This window comes from Paraburkholderia sp. JPY419 (genome assembly GCF_050435705.1).
GTDB classification, from domain to species: domain Bacteria; phylum Pseudomonadota; class Gammaproteobacteria; order Burkholderiales; family Burkholderiaceae; genus Paraburkholderia; species Paraburkholderia youngii.
The window spans coordinates 527,904-548,332 of the sequence record NZ_JBNDKV010000004.1 but is presented as its reverse complement, the minus strand read 5'-3'; the positions used below and the strand labels follow the sequence as shown (position 1 = coordinate 548,332).

At 65.3% G+C, this 20,429-nt stretch carries 16 protein-coding genes and 1 pseudogene; 5 read left to right on the top strand and 12 right to left on the bottom strand.

Features of this window, described 5'->3' with window-relative positions; genetic code table 11:
• Positions 1–100 precede the first annotated feature (100 nt).
• Entirely contained in the window at positions 101–2,074 is a 1,974-nt protein-coding gene (locus tag QFZ91_RS31035) for an AI-2E family transporter (protein ID WP_429569516.1), read from the top strand.
• 125 nt (positions 2,075–2,199) lie between these two features.
• On the opposite strand, the gene QFZ91_RS31030 is transcribed toward QFZ91_RS31035, so the two are convergent.
• Positions 2,200–2,598, bottom strand: coding sequence for a MerR family transcriptional regulator (locus QFZ91_RS31030; protein WP_176384669.1), 399 nt, complete (start codon positions 2,596–2,598; stop codon positions 2,200–2,202).
• Positions 2,599–2,701: 103 nt separating this feature from the next.
• Here QFZ91_RS31030 and QFZ91_RS31025 point away from each other — a divergent pair, with 103 nt between their 5' ends.
• The 3 genes from QFZ91_RS31025 to QFZ91_RS31015 all read left to right on the top strand — a co-directional run bounded on the left by QFZ91_RS31025 (position 2,702) and on the right by QFZ91_RS31015 (position 5,679).
• Positions 2,702–3,622, top strand: coding sequence for an alpha/beta fold hydrolase (locus tag QFZ91_RS31025; protein ID WP_429569515.1), 921 nt, complete (start codon positions 2,702–2,704; stop codon positions 3,620–3,622).
• 113 nt (positions 3,623–3,735) lie between these two features.
• Positions 3,736–5,472, top strand: coding sequence for an FAD-dependent oxidoreductase (locus QFZ91_RS31020; RefSeq protein WP_429569514.1), 1,737 nt, complete (start codon positions 3,736–3,738; stop codon positions 5,470–5,472).
• A 21-nt stretch (positions 5,473–5,493) separates the two neighbouring features.
• Positions 5,494–5,679, top strand: coding sequence for a hypothetical protein (locus QFZ91_RS31015; protein WP_429569513.1), 186 nt, complete (start codon positions 5,494–5,496; stop codon positions 5,677–5,679).
• A 44-nt stretch (positions 5,680–5,723) separates the two neighbouring features.
• Here the strand turns inward: QFZ91_RS31015 and QFZ91_RS31010 are convergent, their stop codons facing one another.
• The 5 genes from QFZ91_RS31010 to QFZ91_RS30990 form a co-directional block, all read right to left on the bottom strand.
• Positions 5,724–5,951: a hypothetical protein gene (locus QFZ91_RS31010; protein ID WP_429569512.1), complete on the bottom strand. Its 228-nt coding sequence runs from the start codon at positions 5,949–5,951 to the stop codon at positions 5,724–5,726.
• Between the two features lie 53 nt (positions 5,952–6,004).
• Positions 6,005–6,286 carry a hypothetical protein gene (locus tag QFZ91_RS31005; protein WP_176384677.1) on the bottom strand — a complete coding sequence of 94 codons (282 nt, stop codon included), beginning with the start codon at positions 6,284–6,286 and terminating at the stop codon, positions 6,005–6,007.
• Positions 6,287–6,490: 204 nt separating this feature from the next.
• Positions 6,491–7,474: a 2-dehydropantoate 2-reductase gene (locus tag QFZ91_RS31000; RefSeq protein WP_368589957.1), complete on the bottom strand. Its 984-nt coding sequence runs from the start codon at positions 7,472–7,474 to the stop codon at positions 6,491–6,493.
• Positions 7,475–7,545: 71 nt separating this feature from the next.
• Positions 7,546–8,343, bottom strand: coding sequence for a class II aldolase/adducin family protein (locus tag QFZ91_RS30995; protein WP_429569511.1), 798 nt, complete (start codon positions 8,341–8,343; stop codon positions 7,546–7,548).
• Between the two features lie 97 nt (positions 8,344–8,440).
• Positions 8,441–9,640, bottom strand: a complete 1,200-nt coding sequence (locus QFZ91_RS30990; protein WP_429569510.1) for an amino acid aminotransferase — start codon at positions 9,638–9,640, stop codon at positions 8,441–8,443.
• 192 nt (positions 9,641–9,832) lie between these two features.
• Here QFZ91_RS30990 and QFZ91_RS30985 point away from each other — a divergent pair, with 192 nt between their 5' ends.
• Entirely contained in the window at positions 9,833–10,774 is a 942-nt protein-coding gene (locus QFZ91_RS30985; protein ID WP_429569509.1) for a LysR family transcriptional regulator, read from the top strand.
• A gap of 24 nt (positions 10,775–10,798) precedes the next feature.
• On the opposite strand, the gene QFZ91_RS30980 is transcribed toward QFZ91_RS30985, so the two are convergent.
• From QFZ91_RS30980 to katE, 6 genes and pseudogenes are all read right to left on the bottom strand, one after another.
• Positions 10,799–11,623: a helix-turn-helix transcriptional regulator gene (locus tag QFZ91_RS30980; protein ID WP_429569508.1), complete on the bottom strand. Its 825-nt coding sequence runs from the start codon at positions 11,621–11,623 to the stop codon at positions 10,799–10,801.
• A gap of 102 nt (positions 11,624–11,725) precedes the next feature.
• Positions 11,726–12,853: a hybrid sensor histidine kinase/response regulator gene (locus tag QFZ91_RS30975; protein ID WP_429569507.1), complete on the bottom strand. Its 1,128-nt coding sequence runs from the start codon at positions 12,851–12,853 to the stop codon at positions 11,726–11,728.
• 9 nt (positions 12,854–12,862) lie between these two features.
• Positions 12,863–13,480, bottom strand: coding sequence for a chemotaxis protein CheB (locus QFZ91_RS30970; protein WP_429570919.1), 618 nt, complete (start codon positions 13,478–13,480; stop codon positions 12,863–12,865).
• A gap of 37 nt (positions 13,481–13,517) precedes the next feature.
• Positions 13,518–14,363: a CheR family methyltransferase gene (locus tag QFZ91_RS30965; RefSeq protein ID WP_429569506.1), complete on the bottom strand. Its 846-nt coding sequence runs from the start codon at positions 14,361–14,363 to the stop codon at positions 13,518–13,520.
• 34 nt (positions 14,364–14,397) lie between these two features.
• On the bottom strand, positions 14,398–17,946 hold the full coding sequence (locus QFZ91_RS30960) for a response regulator (RefSeq protein WP_429569505.1): 3,549 nt from the start codon (positions 17,944–17,946) through the stop codon (positions 14,398–14,400).
• Between the two features lie 322 nt (positions 17,947–18,268).
• A pseudogene (gene katE / locus QFZ91_RS30955) lies at positions 18,269–20,401 on the bottom strand (catalase HPII); the annotation flags it as partial.
• Positions 20,402–20,429 lie beyond the last annotated feature (28 nt).

Below are 20,429 nucleotides of genomic sequence, written 5' to 3'. Positions count from 1 at the left end.
GCCCTGCTCCCACCAAACCGCCTACAATTCGGGCATATGTCTTGCGGACGACCAGTGCTCCGCTCGGTCGTCAACGCGTCCCAACCGGAATCGTGTTTACATGAAAATATCGCTACCGCCGCCGCATGGGCGCCCCAACCGCGTTTATCCGCCGGGCACGCCGGGCCTGCATGGCCTCGTGTCGCTAATCACCGGCGTGGTGGTCGTGTGCGCGCTGTACTTCGGGCGGGAGGTGCTGATTCCGATCACGTTGTCGGTGCTGCTGAGCTTCCTGCTCGCGCCGCTCGTGCAGATGCTGCGGCGTCTGCACATGGGCCAGTTGCCGTCCATCTTCATCGCGGTGCTGTTCGCTCTCGCGTCGCTGCTCGCGATAGGCGCGCTGATCGGCGCGCAGCTCGTGCAGCTCGCGAACGCCCTGCCGCAGTACCAGGAAGCGATCGAGCAGAAGATCGAAACCGTGCAGGAAAAGACCGTGGGCCGCGCCGATTCGCTGATGAGCAGCGCTGCCAGCGCGTTGCAGCGCATGGCGCCGTCGCGTCCCGCGCCGCCGCGCCCGACCGGCCGCGCCGCGCGCAACGCGCCGCAGGTGCCGCAACAGGTTGAGGTGCACGAGCCCGCGCCGACGCCGGTGCAGCTCGCCCAGCGCGCGCTGACGCCGGCCATCGCGCCGATCGAGACGACCTTCATCGTGCTCGTCGTGACGATCTTCATCCTGCTGCAACGTGAGGATTTGCGCGACCGTTTGATCAGCCTGTTCGGCTCGCGCGACCTGCACCGCACGACTACCGCGATCAACGACGCCGCCGGGCGCCTGTCACGCTATTTCGTCGCGCAGCTCGGCGTGAATCTGAGCGCGGGCGGCATCATCGCGATCGGGCTCGCGATCATCGGCGTACCGGGCGCGCTGCTGTTCGGCGTGATCGCCGCTTTGCTGCGCTTCGTGCCGTACATCGGCATCTGGATCGCCGCGATCCTCGCGGTATTTCTCGCGGCCGCGATCCAGCCGCAATGGACGATGGCGGTCCTCACGCTGATCCTGTTCATCGTCGTCGACGTGGTCGCCGGGCAGATCGCTGAGCCGCTGCTGTACGGTCATCGCTCGGGCCTGTCGCCGCTCGCGGTGGTGGTCGCGGCGATTTTCTGGAGCTGGCTGTGGGGGCCGATCGGCCTCGTGCTGTCGACGCCGCTCACGCTGTGCGTCGTCACGCTCGGGCGCTACGCGGACCGCTTGAACTTCCTGACCGTGCTGCTCGGCGATCAGCCCGCGCTGACTCCCGCGCAGAACTTCTATCAGCGCCTGCTCGCCGACGATCCGCACGAGGCGATCGTGCAGGCCGAACGGCTGCTGCGCGAGATGTCGCTGATCGACTACTACGACAAGGTCGCGCTCGAAGGCCTGCGGCTCGCGCGCAACGACGCGCAGCGCGGCGTGCTGATGCCCGGGCAGTTGCAGCGGATCAACGACGCGCTCGCCGATATCGTCGAGAACCTCGAAATCGCCGACGGGCTGCCCGATACGCTGTCGCCTGCCGAACCGGCGGACGCGGGTAACGCGCTGCTCGCGGGGGCGCCGGAGCTGGCGTCGCCGGGCGCGGGTGCTTCGGAGCGCTACGGCAGCGATCCGCTGTCGCGCTCGCCACAGTCGGACGAAGCGGGCAAGGCGGCGGTGTTGTGCGTGCCCGGCCGCGGCGCATTCGACGAGGTGACGACGGCCATCGCCGTGCAACTGCTGAACCGCCAAGGTTTCGCGCCGCTGATGGCGACGCACTCCGGCTATCGCAGCGCGCGCGCCGATGAGCCGAGCTTCAAGGACACATCGATCATCTGCATCGTGTCGCTCGACGCGCCCGAGTCGCCGCCGTATCTGCGCAACATGCTGCGGCGCACGCGCGAATGGCGGCCTCGCGCGACGCTGGTGGTCGGCGTCGGCGACGCGCCGGACGACAGCGCCGAACTCGATGCGGGCGGCGAGCTGCATGCGTCGCCGACGTTCCGCGCGATGATCCAGGCATGTCACGCGGCGACGAGCGGGCAGCCCATGCGGCAGCAATCGCAGACGGCAAGCGCGGGCTGACGCTGTTGGCCTGAAGCAGGCCACGTCGAAAAACAGGATTTTTGCTTCAAGCATCCATCTGCGGCTATGGCTAGCGCGCACCGCCCCGCTCAGGGCTTACGTTAAGCCTCGCTCGAATCCCATTCTCATGGTCCGTCGAGGCTTCCTTCCCGACCACCAAGCTGCAATGTCTCGTTGGCATCGATCGCTTTGAGCAGACTCGCGACGACTCGTCTGCTTTCTCCGAGATCGCGCATCTTGACGTCGAGCTTTTCGACCTCGCGCCGCAACGCAGCGCGTGCCTCGGCACACGGATGGAAAACGGGCTTGGCGCCGAGCACACAGGGCAGCAACAACCGGATACTGCTGATCTTCAGTCCCGCCGCGCTGAGCACGCGGATACGGTGTGCCGCGTCTATCTCCTGCGGACCGTAATCGCGGTAGCCCGATTCGGTTCGCATTGGTTTGAGCAAACCTTCGTGTTCGTAATAGCGCAGCATGCGTTCACTAACGCCGCTGCGGCGAGCCAGTTCACCGATACGCATGACATCTCCCATACGAAACGCTTGACTTTGACAACGCTGTCAAAGTTTAGCCTGATCTGGCTGGCCGGATCGCCCGCCGCTACATTCACCAAGGGACTTGCTCATGACATCCACCGATGACACGTTTGACGGAACGTTTCCGTTTTCGCCGCGCTTCAGCGACGCTGCCGGCTTTCGAATGCATTACGTCGATGAAGGCCGCACCGATGGCGAGGTTGTCCTGTGTCTGCATGGGGAACCGACATGGAGCTATCTGTTTCGCGACCTGATCGTGGCGCTGTCAGGCAGCTACCGTGTGATAGCGCCCGATCACATGGGATTCGGCAAGAGCGAGACCCCGGAACATCGCACGTACTGGCTGCAGGATCATATCGACAATCTCGAACAGTTCGTGCTGGCCCTGGATTTGAACGACATCACGCTCGTCATGCACGACTTTGGCGGCCCGGTCGGCATGGGACTCGCCGCGCGGCATCCAAGCCGCATTCGCCGAATCGTCAGCACGAATGGCCCGACTCCGTTTGGTCAGCACACGTTACTCGATAGATGGAACGCCAATACCGCGGTCGCGCCGTGGTTCCAGTGGATCGTTCGCGCCGAATCGCAAGGGCGCCTTGAATCCGTGCTGGGCGAACTCGGCTTCAATATCCTGAGTACGTTGAAGCTCAACGGCTTCGAAAACCATACGCGCATCAACGACACGTGGCTGCGCGCCTACGGTTCGCGTTTCGTCGTGCCCGCCGACAGCGCCGGCGCAATTGGCTGGGCCAAAGGCTTCGCGATCGGGGCGCATCGTTTCGAGGTGCCCGAAGCTGCTGCGCTCGACGCGATCCGGTCGAAACCGGCGCTCGCCATTTGGGGCGATGCCGACCGTACGCTGGCCGCGGAACACTTGCTGCCGCTGTTCAGCGAACTATTTCCGCTGGCGCCGATTCACCGGCTCGCGGGAGTCGGCCATTACAGCTTCGAAGACGCACCGCAGGAAATCGCAGGCCTGATCGTCGAATTCCTGAAGACCCACTGACGCAAGCCTGGACGGGGTCAGTTCGCGTCGCGGCGTCGTACCCAAAATGCGGACAGCCGCGCACGCACGCTGCCGCATACTGCGTCGATAACGCAAGCAAACCGGAGACACGCATGACCCGTCCGTTCAAACCCTATCCGTTCGCGCCGCGCCGTTATCCGGCCGCGCTGCCGCCGCTCGTCGACGGACGCGATCCACAAACGCGCGCCGTCGCGATCGTCGGCGGCGGTCCGGTCGGCATGACGCTCGCGATTGCGCTCGCGCGCCAGGGGGTGCGCTCGGTGCTGATCGAGGCCGACGACAGCGTCTGCACCGGCAGCCGCGCGATCTGCATCTCGCGACGCAGCCTCGAAATCTTCAAACGGCTCGGCGTCGTGGAGGGGTTTCTGCAAAAGGGGCTGGCGTGGACCGGCGGGCGCAGCTTCTATCGCGACACCGAGGTGTTCCGCTTCGCGATGCATCAGGACGACGAGCAGTCGCTGCCGCCGATGATCAATATCGCGCAGTATCAGATCGAGCAACTGCTGCTCGACGAGATCGAACGGCATGCCGATCTGATCGACGTGCGTTGGCAAACGCGTGTGACGGGCCTCGCGCAACGGCCGCAAGGCAGCGCGACCTTGACGCTGCGCAGCGCCGAATCTGCCGATTCGCAACGCGCGAGCTGGCAGATGGACGCCGCGTGGGTCGTCGCCTGCGACGGCGGACGCAGCACGATCCGCGACCTGCTCGGGCTTAAGCTTACCGGCACGACCTACGAAGGCCGCTACGTGATCGTCGATATCGAACTCGACAGCACGCGCGCGACAGAACGCCTCGCTTATTTCGATCCGCCGTCGAATCCTGGTTCGACGGTGCTGGTGCACAAGCAACCCAACAACGTGTGGCGTATCGACTATCAGTTGCGCGACGACGAAGACCCCGACGCCGCCGTGCTGCCCGAGAACGTGATGCCGCGCGTGCAAAACCTGCTCGACTCGATGGGCGAAACCGGCGCGTGGTCGCCGATCTGGATCACGATCTACAAGGCCAATGCGTTGACGCTCGAACGCTACCAGCACGGCAACGTGCTGTTCGCCGGCGACGCCGCGCATCTGGTGCCGATCTTCGGCGTGCGCGGCGCGAACTCCGGCATCGACGACGCCGACAATCTCGGCTGGAAGCTCGGCTGCGTGATCAACGGGAGCGCGTCGCCAGCGCTGCTCGATAGCTATAGCGACGAACGTGTGTACGCGGCGCGCGAGAATCTGAGCTATGGCGTGAAAAGCACCGAATTCATGGCACCGCCGACCTTCGCGTTCGATCTGCTGCGCACGGCCGTGCTCGGACTCGCCGAGCGTCATGCGGCGGTGCGGCCGCTGATCAATCCGCGCCAGACGCATGCGATCGCGTATCGGCAATCGCCGCTGAACTTCGTGGGCGACAAGGCCGATGCATTCGATCGCGGCCCCGCGCCGGGCACCGTGCTGCCCGAGTGCAGGCTGCTGAAACAATCGCAGGATGGCGCATGGCTCGGCATTCACCTAACCGACCTGCTCGGACCGTGCTTTACGGCGATCCGCTTCGACGCAGACCACGCGAACGACGGTGAGTCGTGGCAGCAACTGCAAAGCATGCTAGCCAGCCAGGACATTCCGTTCAACCTGATCGATATCGTCACGGCCGAAGCTCAATCGGCGAACAGCCCTCAAGCGATCGACCCAACCGGCCGCCTGCACCACATGCTCGATGCACAGCCCGGCACTGTCTATCTGATCCGCCCCGACGGCCACGTGCTGGCGCGCTGGCGCAACGGCAGCGCGGCCGCCGTGCGGCACGCGCTCGATGCCACGCTGACGCCGCAGAACTAACGCGCAAGGACCCTCGACACCATGACCGATTCCGATCTCGACCTCGTCTATACGACGCTGTGCAACACGCTGACCCACGAAGGCGAAGCGCAGGCGTCGCTGTATCTGGCGCGCCTCGCGCTGTTGTGCCTGACCGAACTCGACGACCCGCGGCGCGCGTTGTCGTTGATCGAAGCGGCGAAGCTGCCGGCTGCCGTCGCGGTCTAGCAGGGGCAAAAGAAACCGCCTCCCAGGAGGCGGTGACAAGAGGATTATTTTTCCGCGAGCCGATGACCGCCGCCATGCGGCTCGACGCGATAGCGCTGGCGAATCTCCTTCAAATGATCGAGATCGCCGGGGTGCTTGCCGTCGGGAAAATCGACTTCGGCGATGCTGTGGCCAGCGCTCGCCTTGAGCATCCCGCGCTTCTGGCCGCTGCTAGCCAGCACGGCGATCGCTTTGATATTGCCTTGCTGATCGTATTCGATATGGACCTTCATGGGGGACTCCTCGTCATGTTCGATGGAATTGAGCGGATGCACAGCGGCCAGGTTCATATTGCGTCGGTCCATGCAATGAAGAGTCCGTAGGAAGCATAGTCGGTTGCGCTCGTGTTATGCACCTCCAGCAGCACGACGCGATTGCCTTCGGCGTCGCAATCGTTGGAAAGGTTGCGGACTTCGATGTTCTTGTCCCACGGCGGTCCCGACAGGGGGATCGCTGCCGCCCACAGGATTTCGCCGTAGTTCATCGGACCCACCCACCAGAACGCGGAGTCGCCCGCATTCAGATCGACTCCGCTGCCGAGCAGTTGGCCATTTACATTGATACCCATCGCTGTCTCCCAGTTGCAGACGGCCACAGCGACGCGTAATTGCCCGTGTGCCCGTGGCGGTGGTTACACCGCTGACTAGAGGACGGCGACGCTTGATGCGTTTTGAAGGCAGCCTGTTATTCTGCGAATGCCCACAAAAAAAGCCGCGCGATCAACGCGCGGCTTTTCTTCCTTCTTCGAAGCGAAGGCGTTACGACAACAACCTCACTGCTTCGGATACAAGCCCAACGTACTGGCATGCAGCCGCGCGAGCCCGAGCAACGCATCCGTATAAGGCGTCGGCACCCGCGTCAGTTGACCAAGCTCGCGCACGGCGCCGACCAGCGCATCGAGTTCGACCGCCTTGCCGGCCTGCACGTCCTGCAGCATCGACGTCTTCATCGCGCCGAGCTTCAGCGTGACCGCGTGACGGTCATCGGGCGCCTGGTCGATCGGGATGCCGAAGCGAGCGCCGATTTCCTTCGCCTCCAGCATGATGTGCGTGACGAAGCCGCGCACCAGTTCGTCGCCGAGAATCCGGTCGGTCGTTGCGCCGGTGATCGCGCTGACCGGGTTCATCGTCATGTTGCCCCATAGCTTGAACCAGACGTCGCGCTGGATCTGCGCGGAGGCCGTGGCATGGAAGCCCGCCGCCTGCAGCAGCGCGGCAAGCAACTCGACACGCTCGCTCGCCTTACCCGACGCCTCGCCGACGATCAGCCCATTGCCCTGGTGATGCCGGATCACGCCGGGTGCGTCGATCAGGCAACTGGCATGCACGACGCAGCCGATAGTCTGCGCGGCCGGGATCGCGGCTGCGATCGCGCCGTCGGGATCGATCGTCTTCAGGCGCTGGCCGGCGAGCTCGCCGCCGAGGCCGTCGCAGAACCACCACGGCACGCCGTTCATCGCCGTCAGCACGATCGTTTCCGGGCCGAGCAGCGGTTTGATATGCGCGGCCACCGCCGCCATCGCCGGGCCCTTCACCGCGATCACGACTAGCTCCTGCACGCCGAGATCGGCCGGCTTGTCGCTCGCCTTCACCTGCTCGGCGTAGATCACGCCGCCTTCGATCAGCCGCAGGCCGTGCTGGCGCACCGCGTCGAGCGTCGCGCCGCGCGCGACCACGCTGACCTGATGCCCAGCCTGCGCGAGCTTCACTCCCATCCAGCCGCCGATCGAGCCGGCGCCGTAGATCGCTACTTTCATCGCCTGAATCCTTGCCTGTTTCTGTGTTTATCGCAGCGTTGATTGTCGCGCTCTTTTATGCGTGGCTTCAATCATTGCCGGTAGCTCGCATCGATCCGGTCGACCCGCCGCACCAGCGCATCGAACACGTCCTGCCCGGCGCCGTGGCGCGGGTCGAACTGCAACGCGTCGCGCGAGCAGCGAATCGCGACCTCCTCCGGCACCGGCCGCGCGCGCCCCATCGAAAACGTCGCCATCTGGATTTCGCACGCGCGATTCAGCGTCCACAGAATCGCGAAGGTCTGCGGCAACGTCCGTCCCCACGATAGCAGACCGTGGTTGCGCAGGATCACCGCCTGTTTGTCGCCGATATGCGCGAGCAGCCGCGGGCCCTCTTCCATATGAATCGTAATGCCTTCGAAGTCGTGATACGCGATCCGGTCGTGCAACTGCGCGCTATAGAAGTTGGTCTGCTGCAGGCCCTCTTCGAGACAGGCCACCGCGACGCCCGCGGTCGTATGCGTGTGCATCACGCAGTGCGCGTCGGGCAAGCCTCCGTGAATCGCCGCGTGCACGACGAAGCCGGCCGGATTCACCGGATACGGCGAGCCGTCGAGCACCCGCCCCTGCGCATCGATCTTCACCAGATTGCTCGCGGTCACTTCGCTGTAGTGCAGCCCGAACGGGTTGATCAGGAAGTGACGCTCGTCGCCGCTGACGCTTTTGGGCACGCGCAGCGTGATGTGGTTGTAGATCATCTCGGTCCAGCCGAGCAGATCGAAAATCCGGTAGCACGCGGCGAGCTGCACGCGCGCCTGCCATTCGTCCGGATGCATCGCGGCGGCCGGTCTGGGCAAGCTCGCCGATTGCGCTTCGAGGGTCGTGGCCATCGTCGGTGTCTCCATGATTGTGGTTGTGACGGCGCGGCCATGCGCGCCGCCACCCTATTCACGTGTGCCGCAACAGCGGCTGGACCGCCGGACGGCTTCAGGCGCCCGACACCACCGCCGCGATCGACGACGCGACATAGTCCGCGTTGCGCGCGTTCAGCCCGGCGACGCACATGCGGCCGGAGCGCAGCACGTACACCGCGTATTCGTTGCGCAGACGCTCGACCTGGCTTTCGGACAGGCCTGTGTACGTGAACATGCCGCGCTGAGCGACATAGCGCGCGCGCATCACTTCATCGACGCGTCCGTCGAGCCCCGCGTGGATCACGTTGCGCATCGCGAGGATGCGCTCGCGCATCGCGCCGAGCTCGGCTTCCCACGACGCACGCAGCGTCGCATCGGCGAGCACGTTGGCGACGAGACGCGCGCCGTGCGTCGGCGGATTGCTGTAGTTCGCCCGCACCGCCGACATCAGCTGACCCGCCACGCGCGCCGCTTCGTCGGCGCTCTTGCAGACCACGCTCAGCGCGCCGACACGCTCGCCATACAGCGAGAAATTCTTCGAGAACGAGTTCGCGACGATCAGCGGCACGTTCGCGTCGGCGAGCAGGCGCACCGGTGCGGCGTCTTCTTCGAGGCCCGCGCCGAAACCCTGGTAGGCCATGTCGACGAACGCGATCAGCTTGCGGCGCTGCAAAACCGGCGCCAGTTCCGCCCATTGCGCCGGACTCAGATCAACGCCGGTCGGGTTATGGCAGCACGCGTGCAGCAGCACGACGCTCTTTTCCGGCAATGCGTCGATCGCGGCGAGCATCTCGGCGAAACGCAGGCCGCCCGTTTGCGGGTCGTAGTACGGATAGGTGTTGACCGTCAGGCCCGCGCCTTCGAATATCACGCGATGGTTTTCCCAGCTCGGGTCGCTGATCCACACCTGCGAGCCGGGGAAATAGCGCTTCAGGAAATCGGCGCCGACTTTCAGCGCGCCCGAGCCGCCGAGCGTTTGCAGCGTCGCGATCCGGCCTTCGGCGCGCGCCGCGCTATTGGCGCCGAACACCAGCGCCTGCGCGGTGTCGCGATAGAGCGGCAGACCCGCCATCGGCAGATACGAGCGCGGGCCGATCGCGTCGAGCAGCGCGGTTTCGGCGCGGCGCACCGCGTCGATCACCGGCAGCTTGCCGGCGTCGTCGAAGTAGATGCCGATGCTGAGGTTGACCTTGTTCGGCCGGGGGTCCAGCTGGAAGTCTTCGTTCAGGCTCAGAATCGGGTCGCCCGGATAGGCGGGAATATGGTCGAACATGACGGGTCCTTGAAGACGGCCTGTGCAGGCCTGTGGTAGCGGTCGTCCGCGCGCCGCGTGACGACAGGGCAAACCTTAAGTCTAAGCGGGTTTGCCGGGCTAAGTCGACCCGCACGAGTGTCGGTCGCCGCCGGGCCGCGCACAATCAATCGATTTTTCACGATTCGTAAGTTTTTCTTTAGAATCGATCGTATGCCTCTTACCCGCGTCACGATCCGCCAATTCGAAGCGTTCCTAGCCATCGTCGATCTGCACAGCATCGGCGCGGCGGCAGAGCGGCTCGGGCTGACTTCGTCGGCGGTCAGCCAACTGCTTGCCGAGCTCGAAACGGAGCTCGGCTTCCGGCTGTTCGATCGCACCACGCGGCGTGTCGCGCTGTCGAGCGCCGGGCAGGACTTTCTGGCGTCGGCCGAATCGGTGCTGCGCCACGTGCGCATGGCCGCCCAATCCGCCGACGACATCCGCAACCGCGCGGCCGGCATCGTGCGGGTCGGCGCGCCGCTCGTGATCGCATCGACGGCGCTGCCCGCGGCGATCGCCGCGTACGCGCGCGGCAAGCCGAAGGTGGTCGTGCGGGTCTGCGATACCGTGGTCGAGCAACTGGTGGAGCGCGTGGAGAGCGGCGATATCGATCTCGCGATCGGCCCGGACCGGCAAAGCGGGCCGCGCGTGCGCTCCGAGGCCGCGTTCGCGAGTCCGTGGGTCATGTGGTGCGCGGCCGCGCATCCGCTCGCCGCTCGCCGCCGCGTGCAGTGGCAGCATCTGCGCGACGTGCCGATCGTCGCGACCGGCCGCGACCACGAGCGCGCGGTCGATCAGATGCGCGCTAATCTGCCGGTCGAGGCACGCATCATTCCGGTCGATGTCGTCGATAACGTAACCACCGCGTTCGGCCTCGCCGCGCAAGGGCTGGCGGTCACGCTCGCGCCGGCCTATGTGGCGCCGCTCGCGCGCACGTTCGGGCTCGTGATGAAGCGCATCGTTGATCCGGAAACGATTCGCGAGGTGTGCGTGTATCGCTCGACCGAACGGGCGCTGTCGCCATCGGCCGATGGTTTCGCGGATTTCGTGATGCCGTGGTTGAAACGCTGGGATCGGGAGACGCAGGCCGAGGCGCGGGGTAAGCGGAGTTGATGCGTGATGCGACGCATCGCGCATCTAGGGCTGCATACACAGCGCGAACAACTGGCGCTGATTCGAAATCCCGAGCCGCGCATACGCGCGCTTCTGATACGTGACGACGCTCGCCGGCTTCACACCCATCTGCCCGGCGATCTCGGCGGCGCTTGCGCCTTCGAGCGTGCCACGCAACGCGTCGAGTTCGCGCGGCGTCAGCGCCGGACATGCGCGCCGCACGCGCGCGAGCATCGCCGCGCCGGTGCCCTGCTGATGCTGCCCATTCAGCGCGTAATGACCCTTGGCCGCATGCGCGAACAGCGGCGCGACGCTTTCGATCCGCTCCAGATCGCCCGGTGTGAACACGCCGTATGCGCGGTCGCGATACAGGTTGATCGACAGCCACACGCTATCCGCGGGCTGCACCAGCAACGACAGCCGGTCCGATACGTTCGGCTGCGCGTAGCAGACCGCGCGATACGCTTCATTCTCGATTTCGTCGCCGCGCTGCTGATGCAGCACCAGCGCATCGCGCGAAGCGCTGCGCCGCTTGCCGTCGGTCTGGCCGATGATCGCGCGATTGCCGTCCAGCGCATAAAAATGCGCGGCGTAGCGTTCGGCGACGTCGCGCAGAAAATGCCCGCCGCGATGATCTGCTGCCGACACCGTACGCGGCCGCGCATCGAACTCGTACGCGAAGATCGTGCACTGCGAAACGGGCAGCGACAATGATTCGCCCACCGTCTGCAGAATGCTCGCGGCGAGCGCGTCGGCATCCGGGTGCGAAATCGCCATGACGAGGTCGGTGGCGCGCGCGGTGCTGATCTGACCGCTGCGCTGCGGTGATGCGAGACTCCAGGAACGCATGATGGGATTCGTGCTTGCGCTGCGTGGATTGGGTTGCGGCAAGCGTAGCACAGCGGGCGCGCGGCGCAGGGCTGCCGGCGTGATCGACTCGTCAGCGACGCCTTATCGCCGGGTAAACGACCCCCGCTGCAACGCCACCACCCTCGGCAATTCGATCGTAAAGGTCGTGCCGGCCTCGTCGGTGGATACGACGCTGACGTCGCCGCCATGCATCCGCGCGATCTCCTGCACGATGTGCAGCCCGAGCCCGAGCCCTTCGCGCGAGCGCGCGCCGTTGCCGTTCGACCCGAACGCCTTGAACAGATGCGGAAACACTTCGGCCGGAATCGTGCCGCGATTGGACACCTTCAGCCGCACGCAATCCTCGGCCTCGCCATCGACCTCCACGCCGATCTCGCCCTCCGGCGCGCCATGATGCAGCGCATTGCTGACGAGATTCGACACCGCCTGCCACACGAGATCGGTATCCCACGCGCCGGCCGTATTGCCGGTGCAGGTGAACACGATCTGCTTGCCGCCCTTCTGCGACGCGAATTCATCGATCACCGAGCGGCACAGCGTCGCGAGTTCGATCGAGCGCGGCTGCAACGGCAGACGTCCGCCTTGCAGGCGTGCGAGGTTCAGTAGCTGATCGACCATCCGCGCCATCCTCAGCGAACTGTTCTTCACGCGCGCGGCAACGGTCGCGGCCTGCTCGTCGGCGGCCGTGCGCATCAGGTATTCGGCCGACGCGAGCACCGCGCCGAGCGGCGTGCGCAGATCGTGACTGAGCACCGCCATCAGCATTTCGTTCGCTTCGAGCATCTGGCGCGTCGTCACCAGTTGCGCGGCGAGCTGGCGCTTCTGCTGCTCCAGCTGCACGAACACGTCGACCTTCGACTGCAGGATGCGCGGATCGAACGGCTTGTACAGGAAATCGACCGCGCCCGCCTCGTAGCCGCGGAACGTGCGCGACGCGTCCTGCGCGGTCGCGGTCAGGAAGATGATCGGGACGTGCGAGGTGCGCGGGCTGCCGCGCATCAGCGCAGCCAGCTCGAAGCCGTTCATGCCGGGCATATTGACGTCGAGAATCGCCAGCGCGACTTCGTGCTTGAGCAGCAGATCGAGCGCGGCGGTGCCGGAGTCGGCGACCAGCACCGCGACGTCGGGCCGCGCGAGCAATGCTTCGAGCGCGGTGATGTTGTGGGCGATGTCGTCGACGATCAGGATGTTCACAGGTGAGTTCGTCATGGCACCGGATCAGAGGGAAGTCGGCAGCGCGGCAAGGCGCCTGGCCAAGGTTTCGGGATTGAAAATCGCATCGGCGGCGCCACGCGCGATCGCCGCGCGCGGCATTTCCGCCGAACCGGCGCTGGCGGGGTCCTGCACCCATGCGGTGCCGCCGAGCGTGCGCACGCGTTCGAGGCCGAGCGCGCCGTCGTCGTTGGCGCCGGACAGCAGGATCGCGAGCAGCCGCTCGCGGTACACCGTGGCGGCCGATTCGAACAGCACGTCGATCGACGGCCGCGAGAAGCGCACCGCCGCATCGGTCGATAGCGCGACCGTGCGGTCCACTTCGACGAGCATGTGGTAACCGGGCGGCGCGACGTGCACGCGGCCCGGCTGGATCAGCTCGCCCGCATCGGGTTCGAGCACCGGCAGCGCGCAGCGATGCGCGAGCGCCGGCACCAGATAGCTCGGCGAATCGGGCGGCAGATGCATGACGATCATCACGGCCGCCGCGAAGCGCGCGGGCAACGCGGCGAGCAGCACGTTGAGCACCTCGATGCCGCCCGCCGACCCGCCGATCACGACCAGCTCGTAACCGCGCGGCGCGTGCGGGTGCGCGGCGCCGCCGGCATCGGCGGTCTGGGTCATCGCAGGTTCGTCGTTCAAGGATGGCATCGCGACCTCGCTAACGCTTCTGATAAATGCGCTCGGCCGCGCGGAACTCGTCGAACGCCGGGTAGTGACGCGAAAACCGCAGGCTTTCCTTACTGCCCAGGCCGAGAAAGCCGCGCCGCACCAGCGCGTTCTCGAACAGCCCCAACGCGCGATCCTGCAAGCCGCGGTCGAAATAGATCAGCACGTTGCGGCACGACACCAGATGCGCTTCGAGGAACACTTCGTCGGTGGACAGGCTGTGATCGGCGAACACCACGCGCTCTTTCAGCGAGCCGGCAAAGCGCGCGCCGCCATACGCTGCATGATAGTAGTCAGACAGCGAACGCGTGCCGCCCGCCGCCAGATAGTTCTGCGTGAAGCCTTGGATGCGTTCGAGCGCATAGATGCCCGCCTCCGCGCGCGCGAGCGCGTCGGGGTTGATGTCGGTCGCATAGAACAACGTGCGCTCGGTGAGGCCCTCCTCGTCGAACAGGATCTTCAGCGACCACAGCTCCTCGCCGGTGCTGCATCCCGCGACCCACACCTTGATCGACGGATAGGTGCGCAGGCGCGGCAGCACGTGTTCGCGCAGCGCGAGGAAATAGAACGGATCGCGAAACATGTCGCTGACCTGCACGGTCAGGTACCGGAACAGCCGCGAAAACTCGTTGCCGTCGCGCATGATGCGGTCCTGCAATTGCGACAGCGTCTCCACGTTGAATTCATCGAGCGCCTGCGCGAGGCGGCGGCGCAGCGACGACATCGCGTAGTGGCGAAAGTCGTGCTGATACTTCAGATAGATCGCCTCGAGCAGCAGCCGCAGCTCGATGTCGAAATCGCCGAGACGCTGCGGTACGTCGGATGCGGACGGTTTCATCGCGTTTCTCGCTTGCGTGCTTGCGCTCGCGCTGTCAGCGCTGCCGCAGCCACACGCGGCACAGCGCGACGAGCTTGTCGACGTCGATCGGTTTCGACACGTAGTCGTCGGCGCCCGCTTCGAGGCAGCGCGTGCGATCGTTCGCCATCGCCTTCGCGGTCAGCGCGATGATCGGCAAATGCGCGAAGCGCGGATTGCGGCGAATCTCGCCCATCGCGGTCAGGCCGTCCATCTCGGGCATCATCACGTCCATCAGCACCAGATGCACTTCCGGTCCGCTCTCCAGTTCGTCGAGCGCCTCGCGGCCGTTGCGCGCGATCAGCAGCTTCGCGCCGAGCGGTTCCAGCACGTGCGACAGCGCGAAGATGTTGCGCACATCGTCTTCGGCGAGCAGGATCGTGCGGCCCTCGAACGCATTGTCCCGTTGGCGCACGGTGCGCAGCATGCGCTGCTGCTCCGGCGCGAGCGACGACTCGACGCTGTGCAGGAACAGCGTGACTTCGTCGAGCAGACGCTCCGGCGATTTCGCGCCCTTGATGATGATCGACTTCGAATAGCGGCGCAGCCGGTGCTCCTCTTCGTCGGACAGCATGCGGCCCGTGTAGACGATCACCGGCAGCGATGCATGCGCGGTGTTGGCGGCGAGACGTTCGAGCAGATCGTAGCCGGTGCCGTCGGGCAGCGCGAGATCGGTGACGACGCAGTCGAACGCCACCGTCGACAGTTGCTCGAACGCCTCGGCGAGCGTCGCGACCGCGACGATCTCGGTGTTCTCGCTTTGCAGCAGCGCGCGGATGCTTGCACGCATCGGCGCGTCGTCCTCGATCACCAGCACGCGCTTCAGGCGCTGTTGCAGCCGCGCTTCGAGGCGGCGGATCGCGGCCTCCATCGTCGAGCGCGCGGTCGGCTTCAGCGTGTAGCCGATCGCACCGAGGTGCAGCGCCTTGTCGGCGTGATCGGTAGCCGACACGATATGAATCGGAATGTGGCGCGTCAGCGGATCGTTCTTCAGCCATTCGAGCACCGTGAGGCCCGAGCGGTCCGGCAAACCGACATCGAGCAGCACCGCGGCCGGCCGCATGTCTCGCACCAGCGCGAGGCCGCTGGCGGCGTCGCTCGCGTGCACGAAGTCGAAGTCGAGTTCGTGCACGAGATCGCGCAGAATCGCGGCGAACGGCGGATCGTCTTCGACCGCGACGATCAGACGGCCTGCGCGGGTGCGGTTGTCGCGATCGTCGGCAATCGGCGCAGCAGCGGGCTCGACGGTGCCGGGCTGCAAAGCGTCGCGCGATGCGACGGGCGACGCCCGGTTCGCCAGACCATTCGCCGGCGAGATCACCGCGGCGGGCGCCGCGTCGAGCGGCGTGTATAGCAACGGCGTATCCGCCGTCGCCTGCGCGCCCATGCCCGCGTTGATCGCGCTGTCCGCGGCCTCGCCCGCTTCGAGCGGCAGCCACAGCGAAAACACGCTGCCCTTGCCGACTTCGCTCGCGACCGTAATGCGCCCGCCCAGCAGCCGCGAAAACTCGCGCGAAATCGACAACCCGAGACCACTGCCGCCATATTGACGGCTCGTCGAACCATCGGCCTGCTGGAATGCTTCGAAGATCATTTCGAGCTTGTCTGCCGGAATGCCAATGCCGGAATCGCGCACGTCGAAGCGCAGCACGTTGTCCTCGACCTTGGCGACCTCGAGCGTGACCTCGCCGCGCTCGGTGAACTTCACCGCGTTCGACAGCAGGTTGCGCAGAATCTGCGTGAGCCGCTGACCGTCGGTGACGAACGTATCCGGCGTACCGGGCAACTTATCGAAAGCGACCCGCAAGTGCTTGGTCGCCGCGATCGGCCGGAACATTTCGTCGAGCGATTGCAGCGTCGCGTCGATCGACACCGTTTCGGGTTCGACCGTCAGCTGCCCCGCCTCGACCTTCGACAGGTCGAGAATGTCGTTGATCAGCACCAGCAGATCGCTGTTCGACGCGTAGATCGTCTCCGCGTAGCGCACCTGCTCATCGGTGAGATTGCCGCTGCGATTCTGCTGCAGCAGCTTCGCGAGAATCAGCGAGCTGTTCAGCGGCGTGCGCAATTCGTGCGACATGTTGGCGAGGAATTCGGACTTGTAGCGGCTCGACTGTTCGAGGCGCTCCGCGTTGGCCGCCAGATCGTTCTGCGCGCGCAGCAGATCCGCTTTCTGCCGCTCCAGCCGCTGCGCGTATTCCTCGAGCTGCACGTTGGTCCGTTCGAGCTCGGCCTGCTGCGCTTCGAGGCGCCGTTGCGATTCCATCAGCGCGCGGCCGCGTTCCTCGAGACCTTCGTTGGAGACCCGCAATTCCTCCTGCTGGACCTGCAACTCCTCGTTGAGCTGCTGCGTCTCGGCGAGCGCATCCTGCAGGCGCTCGCGATACAGCGCCGCTTCGAGAAAATCGCCCATGCTGTGGCGGATCAGCTCCATGAACTCTTCGTCGCGCGGCCTCACTTCGCGCAGGAAGCCCATTTCGATGACGCCGTTGACCTGGCCGTCGTTGTCGATCGGCAGGATCAGCAGATTGCGCGGCGCGCCGCTACCCGTCGCCGACGTGACCCGCACATAATCGGCGGGCACGTCGCGCAGCACCAGCGTGCGGTGCGAGCGCGCGGCCTGGCCGACCAGCGTTTCGCCCTCCTCGAAACTCAGGGCGGCGGTCTGTTCGCTGTCGCGGCTGTACCCATACGCGGCGATGCGGCGCAGCGTGCCGCTTTGCCGGTCGCGCACGTACAGCGCGGCGACGACCGCATCGAGATACTGGGCGAGAAACTCGAGCATCGCGCGGCCGACGAGCGGCGCGCTCGTCTGGCCGACGACCTTGTCCGCTAGCAGGCGCTGGCCCGAGCGCAACCAGACCTGCTGCTCGAGCAGCGTGGTCTGCTCGGCCTGCTGACGCAACACACTGTCGTAGGTCTCCGACAGGTCCAGCAGTTCGCGACGACCTCGCCATGCGAGCAGGCCGCTGACGCCGAGGCTGAACAGCAGGAACAGGCCGACCAGCGTCGCCGTCACATTGCGCGTCGCTTCGGCGCGCTGCTGGCGCAGCCGCAATTCGACATCGAGAAAATCGTCGAATTCGCGGCGCATTTCGTCGAATTCGACCTTGCCGCGCCCCGCCGCGATCGCGCTCTCGTAGTTCAGGTTGCGCCGGCGCGCGTCGATGATCGCTTCGGCGAAGCGGGTCCAACGCTGCTGCAACGCCTCGATCTGCTTGAGCCGCGCGATTTGCAGCGGGTTGTCGGCGACCTGCTTCCGCAAGCTTTCGAGCTGCGCGTTGAATTTCGGGCCGCCGTTTTCATACGGTCTGAGAAGACTCTCGTCACCGGTGATCAGAAAGCCGCGCATCGACGATTCGCGATCGACCGCGAGCCGCAGCATTTCGTTGGCGTCGCCGATCACGCGCTCGGAGTGCTCGGCCCAACTCATCGTCGACACGAGGTAAGCGATCAGGCCGACGAACAGCGCCATCGTGACGAGGCCGACGCCCAAAGGCAGCGCGATATTGCGGCGAAGGATGCGGCGGAAACGAGGTTGATCGACGGCCTGCGATGCGGTCATTTTTCCTGTAAGTGGCATGGCGAATCGGGTCGATGCGGAATATTTTGCGAGTCTGCGCACGGTGTTGAGTACCGCGAAGCGACCGCCGTCATCATACAAGGACGACGCTCATCCTGTAGCGGAAAGCGGCTGGCTGAGCCTTGCTGGCAGGGCGCGGCACGCTCGTGCGAGCGCTCGCGTGCGGCGCGCAATGCAAAAAAGAACCTGGCCGGCTCGCACCGGCCAGGTTCCTGCATAGAACGCAGATCATCGACACGCCGCATCGCGGCTACGCTCAGCACCGTTTAGTGTCTAACGCGGCAGCGCAACCTGCCCGGCCCGCTCAGGCGGGCACCGATTCCGCCTGCGCCGCGCGCGACCAAACGCGATGCTGCCCGGCGGCCTCGATGAACGCCTTCAACACATCGGCGCACTGCGAATCCTCGCCGGTCGCGACGCCGTCCGACTGCGCGGGCAACTGCGCGGCCGTGAGCAACTCGCGCCCCGCGCCGAGCGCCGCGATCGCCTTCAGATGCTTGAACGCTTCGAGCACGAAGTGCCTCGCATCGCCCGATTGCGTCAGCGCCTTCGCCCCCTTCTCGCCGCCGACGACGATCACCGCGTCGAACATCACCGACGGCAGCCCGGCGATCGTCGCGTCGGGTGCGAGGCCATCGATCCCGGCGAGCGTCGGTGCGATCAGCATCGGCGTCGCGCCTTCGCCCTTGAGCGCCTGCTGCAGCTGTTTGATCGCCGCGGCATCGGAACCGGGCGCGGCGAGCAGCGCGATCTTGCGGGTCTTGATGCCGGGCTTTACGCGATTGAGCAAACTCAACGCCGGCGACGCCTTCGGTCCAACCAGCCTGGCCGTGCCCTGCTTCGGCGCCGGCAGACCGAGTCCAACGGCCACTTTCGCGGCGAGACCGGCGTCGAAGTTCGCGAGGATCTCGTTGACCTGGCGCGCGCGAATCTCGGGCTTCGTCACCTTACCCAGTTCGAACAGATAGGCCGCCGCGATATGGTCTTTTTCTGGCTGCGACATGCTGTTGTAGAACAGCGCGGCCTGCGAGAAATGATCGGCGAACGAGTCGCTGCGCACGCGAATCTTCGTGCTCTCGACGCGTTCCTGATAGCTGTCGAAGCCGCCATCTTCGGCGGCCGGATCGGTTTCCTTCGGCCAGCCCTCGTTCAACGAGTTCGGCTCGTACGACGCCTGGCCGACGTGAATCGCCTGTCGATGCATCGCATCGCGCTGATTGTTGACGGACGCACAGACCGGCCGGTTGATCGGAATCTCGTGAAAGTTCGGGCCGCCGAGGCGGCTGATCTGCGTGTCCGTGTAGGAGAACAAGCGCCCTTGCAGCAGCGGGTCGTTGGTGAAATCGATGCCCGGCACGATATGCCCCGGATGGAACGCGGCCTGTTCGGTCTCAGCGAAGAAGTTGTCCGGATTGCGATTGAGCGTCATCTTGCCGATGATCTTCAGCGGCACCAGCTCTTCAGGAATCAGCTTGGTCGGATCGAGCAGATCGAAATCGAACTTGTGCTCGTCGACTTCCTCGACGATCTGCACGCCCAATTCGTACTCGGGATAGTCGCCGCGTTCGATCGCTTCCCATAAGTCGCGCCGGTGAAAGTCCGGGTCCTTGCCCGCGAGCTTCTGCGCTTCGTCCCACAGCAGCGAATAGGAGCCTAGCACCGGACGCCAGTGGAACTTGACGAAGCGCGCCTTGCCCTCTGCATTGACGAAGCGGAACGTGTGGACGCCAAAACCTTCCATCGTCCGGAAGCTGCGCGGGATCGCGCGATCCGACATCGTCCACAGCACCATGTGCGCCGATTCGGGCACGAGCGAAACGAAGTCCCAGAACGTGTCGTGCGCGGACCCGCCGGTCGGCATTTCGTTCGGAGCTTCCGGTTTCACCGCATGCACGAAATCGGGAAACTTGATCGCGTCCTGGATGAAGAACACCGGCATGTTGTTGCCGACCAGATCGAAATTGCCTTCCTGCGTGTAGAACTTCGTCGCGAAGCCGCGCACGTCGCGCACCGTGTCGGCCGAGCCGCGCGGACCTTGCACCGTCGAGAAGCGCACATAGACCGGCGTCTCGGTGGCCGGATCCTGCAGAAACGCGGCCTTGGTGTACTCGCGCATCGATTCGTAGACCTTGAAGACGCCATGCGCGGCCGAACCGCGCGCGTGCACGATCCGCTCCGGTATGCGCTCGTGATCGAAATGCGTGATCTTCTCACGCATGATGAAATCTTCGAGCAGCGACGGGCCGCGTGGCCCCGCGCGCAACGTGTTCTGGTTGTCGGCGATCTTGACGCCCTGATTGGTTCGCAGCGCCTCGCCTTGCGGCTTCACGCGATTGCGTTCGAGATCGTTCGATTTCGCGTCGTTCGACTGCGCCGCCCCGTTTTCGTGAACCGCGGGCTTCTGGGTATTCGCTTTACCTGCCATGGGAATCGACTCCTTGTGTTCGGGCGCGCGGCGACGAAGG

What these genes read in the sequence shown, in the direction of transcription:
- QFZ91_RS31035 (WP_429569516.1), top strand. Translation starts at nt 101, where the DNA reads ATGAAAATATCGCTACCGCCGCCGCATGGGCGCCCCAACCGCGTTTAT.
- QFZ91_RS31030 (WP_176384669.1), bottom strand. Translation starts at nt 2,598, where the DNA reads ATGCGTATCGGTGAACTGGCTCGCCGCAGCGGCGTTAGTGAACGCATG.
- QFZ91_RS31025 (WP_429569515.1), top strand. Translation starts at nt 2,702, where the DNA reads ATGACATCCACCGATGACACGTTTGACGGAACGTTTCCGTTTTCGCCG.
- QFZ91_RS31020 (WP_429569514.1), top strand. Translation starts at nt 3,736, where the DNA reads ATGACCCGTCCGTTCAAACCCTATCCGTTCGCGCCGCGCCGTTATCCG.
- QFZ91_RS31015 (WP_429569513.1), top strand. Translation starts at nt 5,494, where the DNA reads ATGACCGATTCCGATCTCGACCTCGTCTATACGACGCTGTGCAACACG.
- QFZ91_RS31010 (WP_429569512.1), bottom strand. Translation starts at nt 5,951, where the DNA reads ATGAAGGTCCATATCGAATACGATCAGCAAGGCAATATCAAAGCGATC.
- QFZ91_RS31005 (WP_176384677.1), bottom strand. Translation starts at nt 6,286, where the DNA reads ATGGGTATCAATGTAAATGGCCAACTGCTCGGCAGCGGAGTCGATCTG.
- QFZ91_RS31000 (WP_368589957.1), bottom strand. Translation starts at nt 7,474, where the DNA reads ATGAAAGTAGCGATCTACGGCGCCGGCTCGATCGGCGGCTGGATGGGA.
- QFZ91_RS30995 (WP_429569511.1), bottom strand. Translation starts at nt 8,343, where the DNA reads ATGGCCACGACCCTCGAAGCGCAATCGGCGAGCTTGCCCAGACCGGCC.
- QFZ91_RS30990 (WP_429569510.1), bottom strand. Translation starts at nt 9,640, where the DNA reads ATGTTCGACCATATTCCCGCCTATCCGGGCGACCCGATTCTGAGCCTG.
- QFZ91_RS30985 (WP_429569509.1), top strand. Translation starts at nt 9,833, where the DNA reads ATGCCTCTTACCCGCGTCACGATCCGCCAATTCGAAGCGTTCCTAGCC.
- QFZ91_RS30980 (WP_429569508.1), bottom strand. Translation starts at nt 11,623, where the DNA reads ATGCGTTCCTGGAGTCTCGCATCACCGCAGCGCAGCGGTCAGATCAGC.
- QFZ91_RS30975 (WP_429569507.1), bottom strand. Translation starts at nt 12,853, where the DNA reads ATGACGAACTCACCTGTGAACATCCTGATCGTCGACGACATCGCCCAC.
- QFZ91_RS30970 (WP_429570919.1), bottom strand. Translation starts at nt 13,480, where the DNA reads ATGACCCAGACCGCCGATGCCGGCGGCGCCGCGCACCCGCACGCGCCG.
- QFZ91_RS30965 (WP_429569506.1), bottom strand. Translation starts at nt 14,363, where the DNA reads ATGAAACCGTCCGCATCCGACGTACCGCAGCGTCTCGGCGATTTCGAC.
- QFZ91_RS30960 (WP_429569505.1), bottom strand. Translation starts at nt 17,946, where the DNA reads ATGACCGCATCGCAGGCCGTCGATCAACCTCGTTTCCGCCGCATCCTT.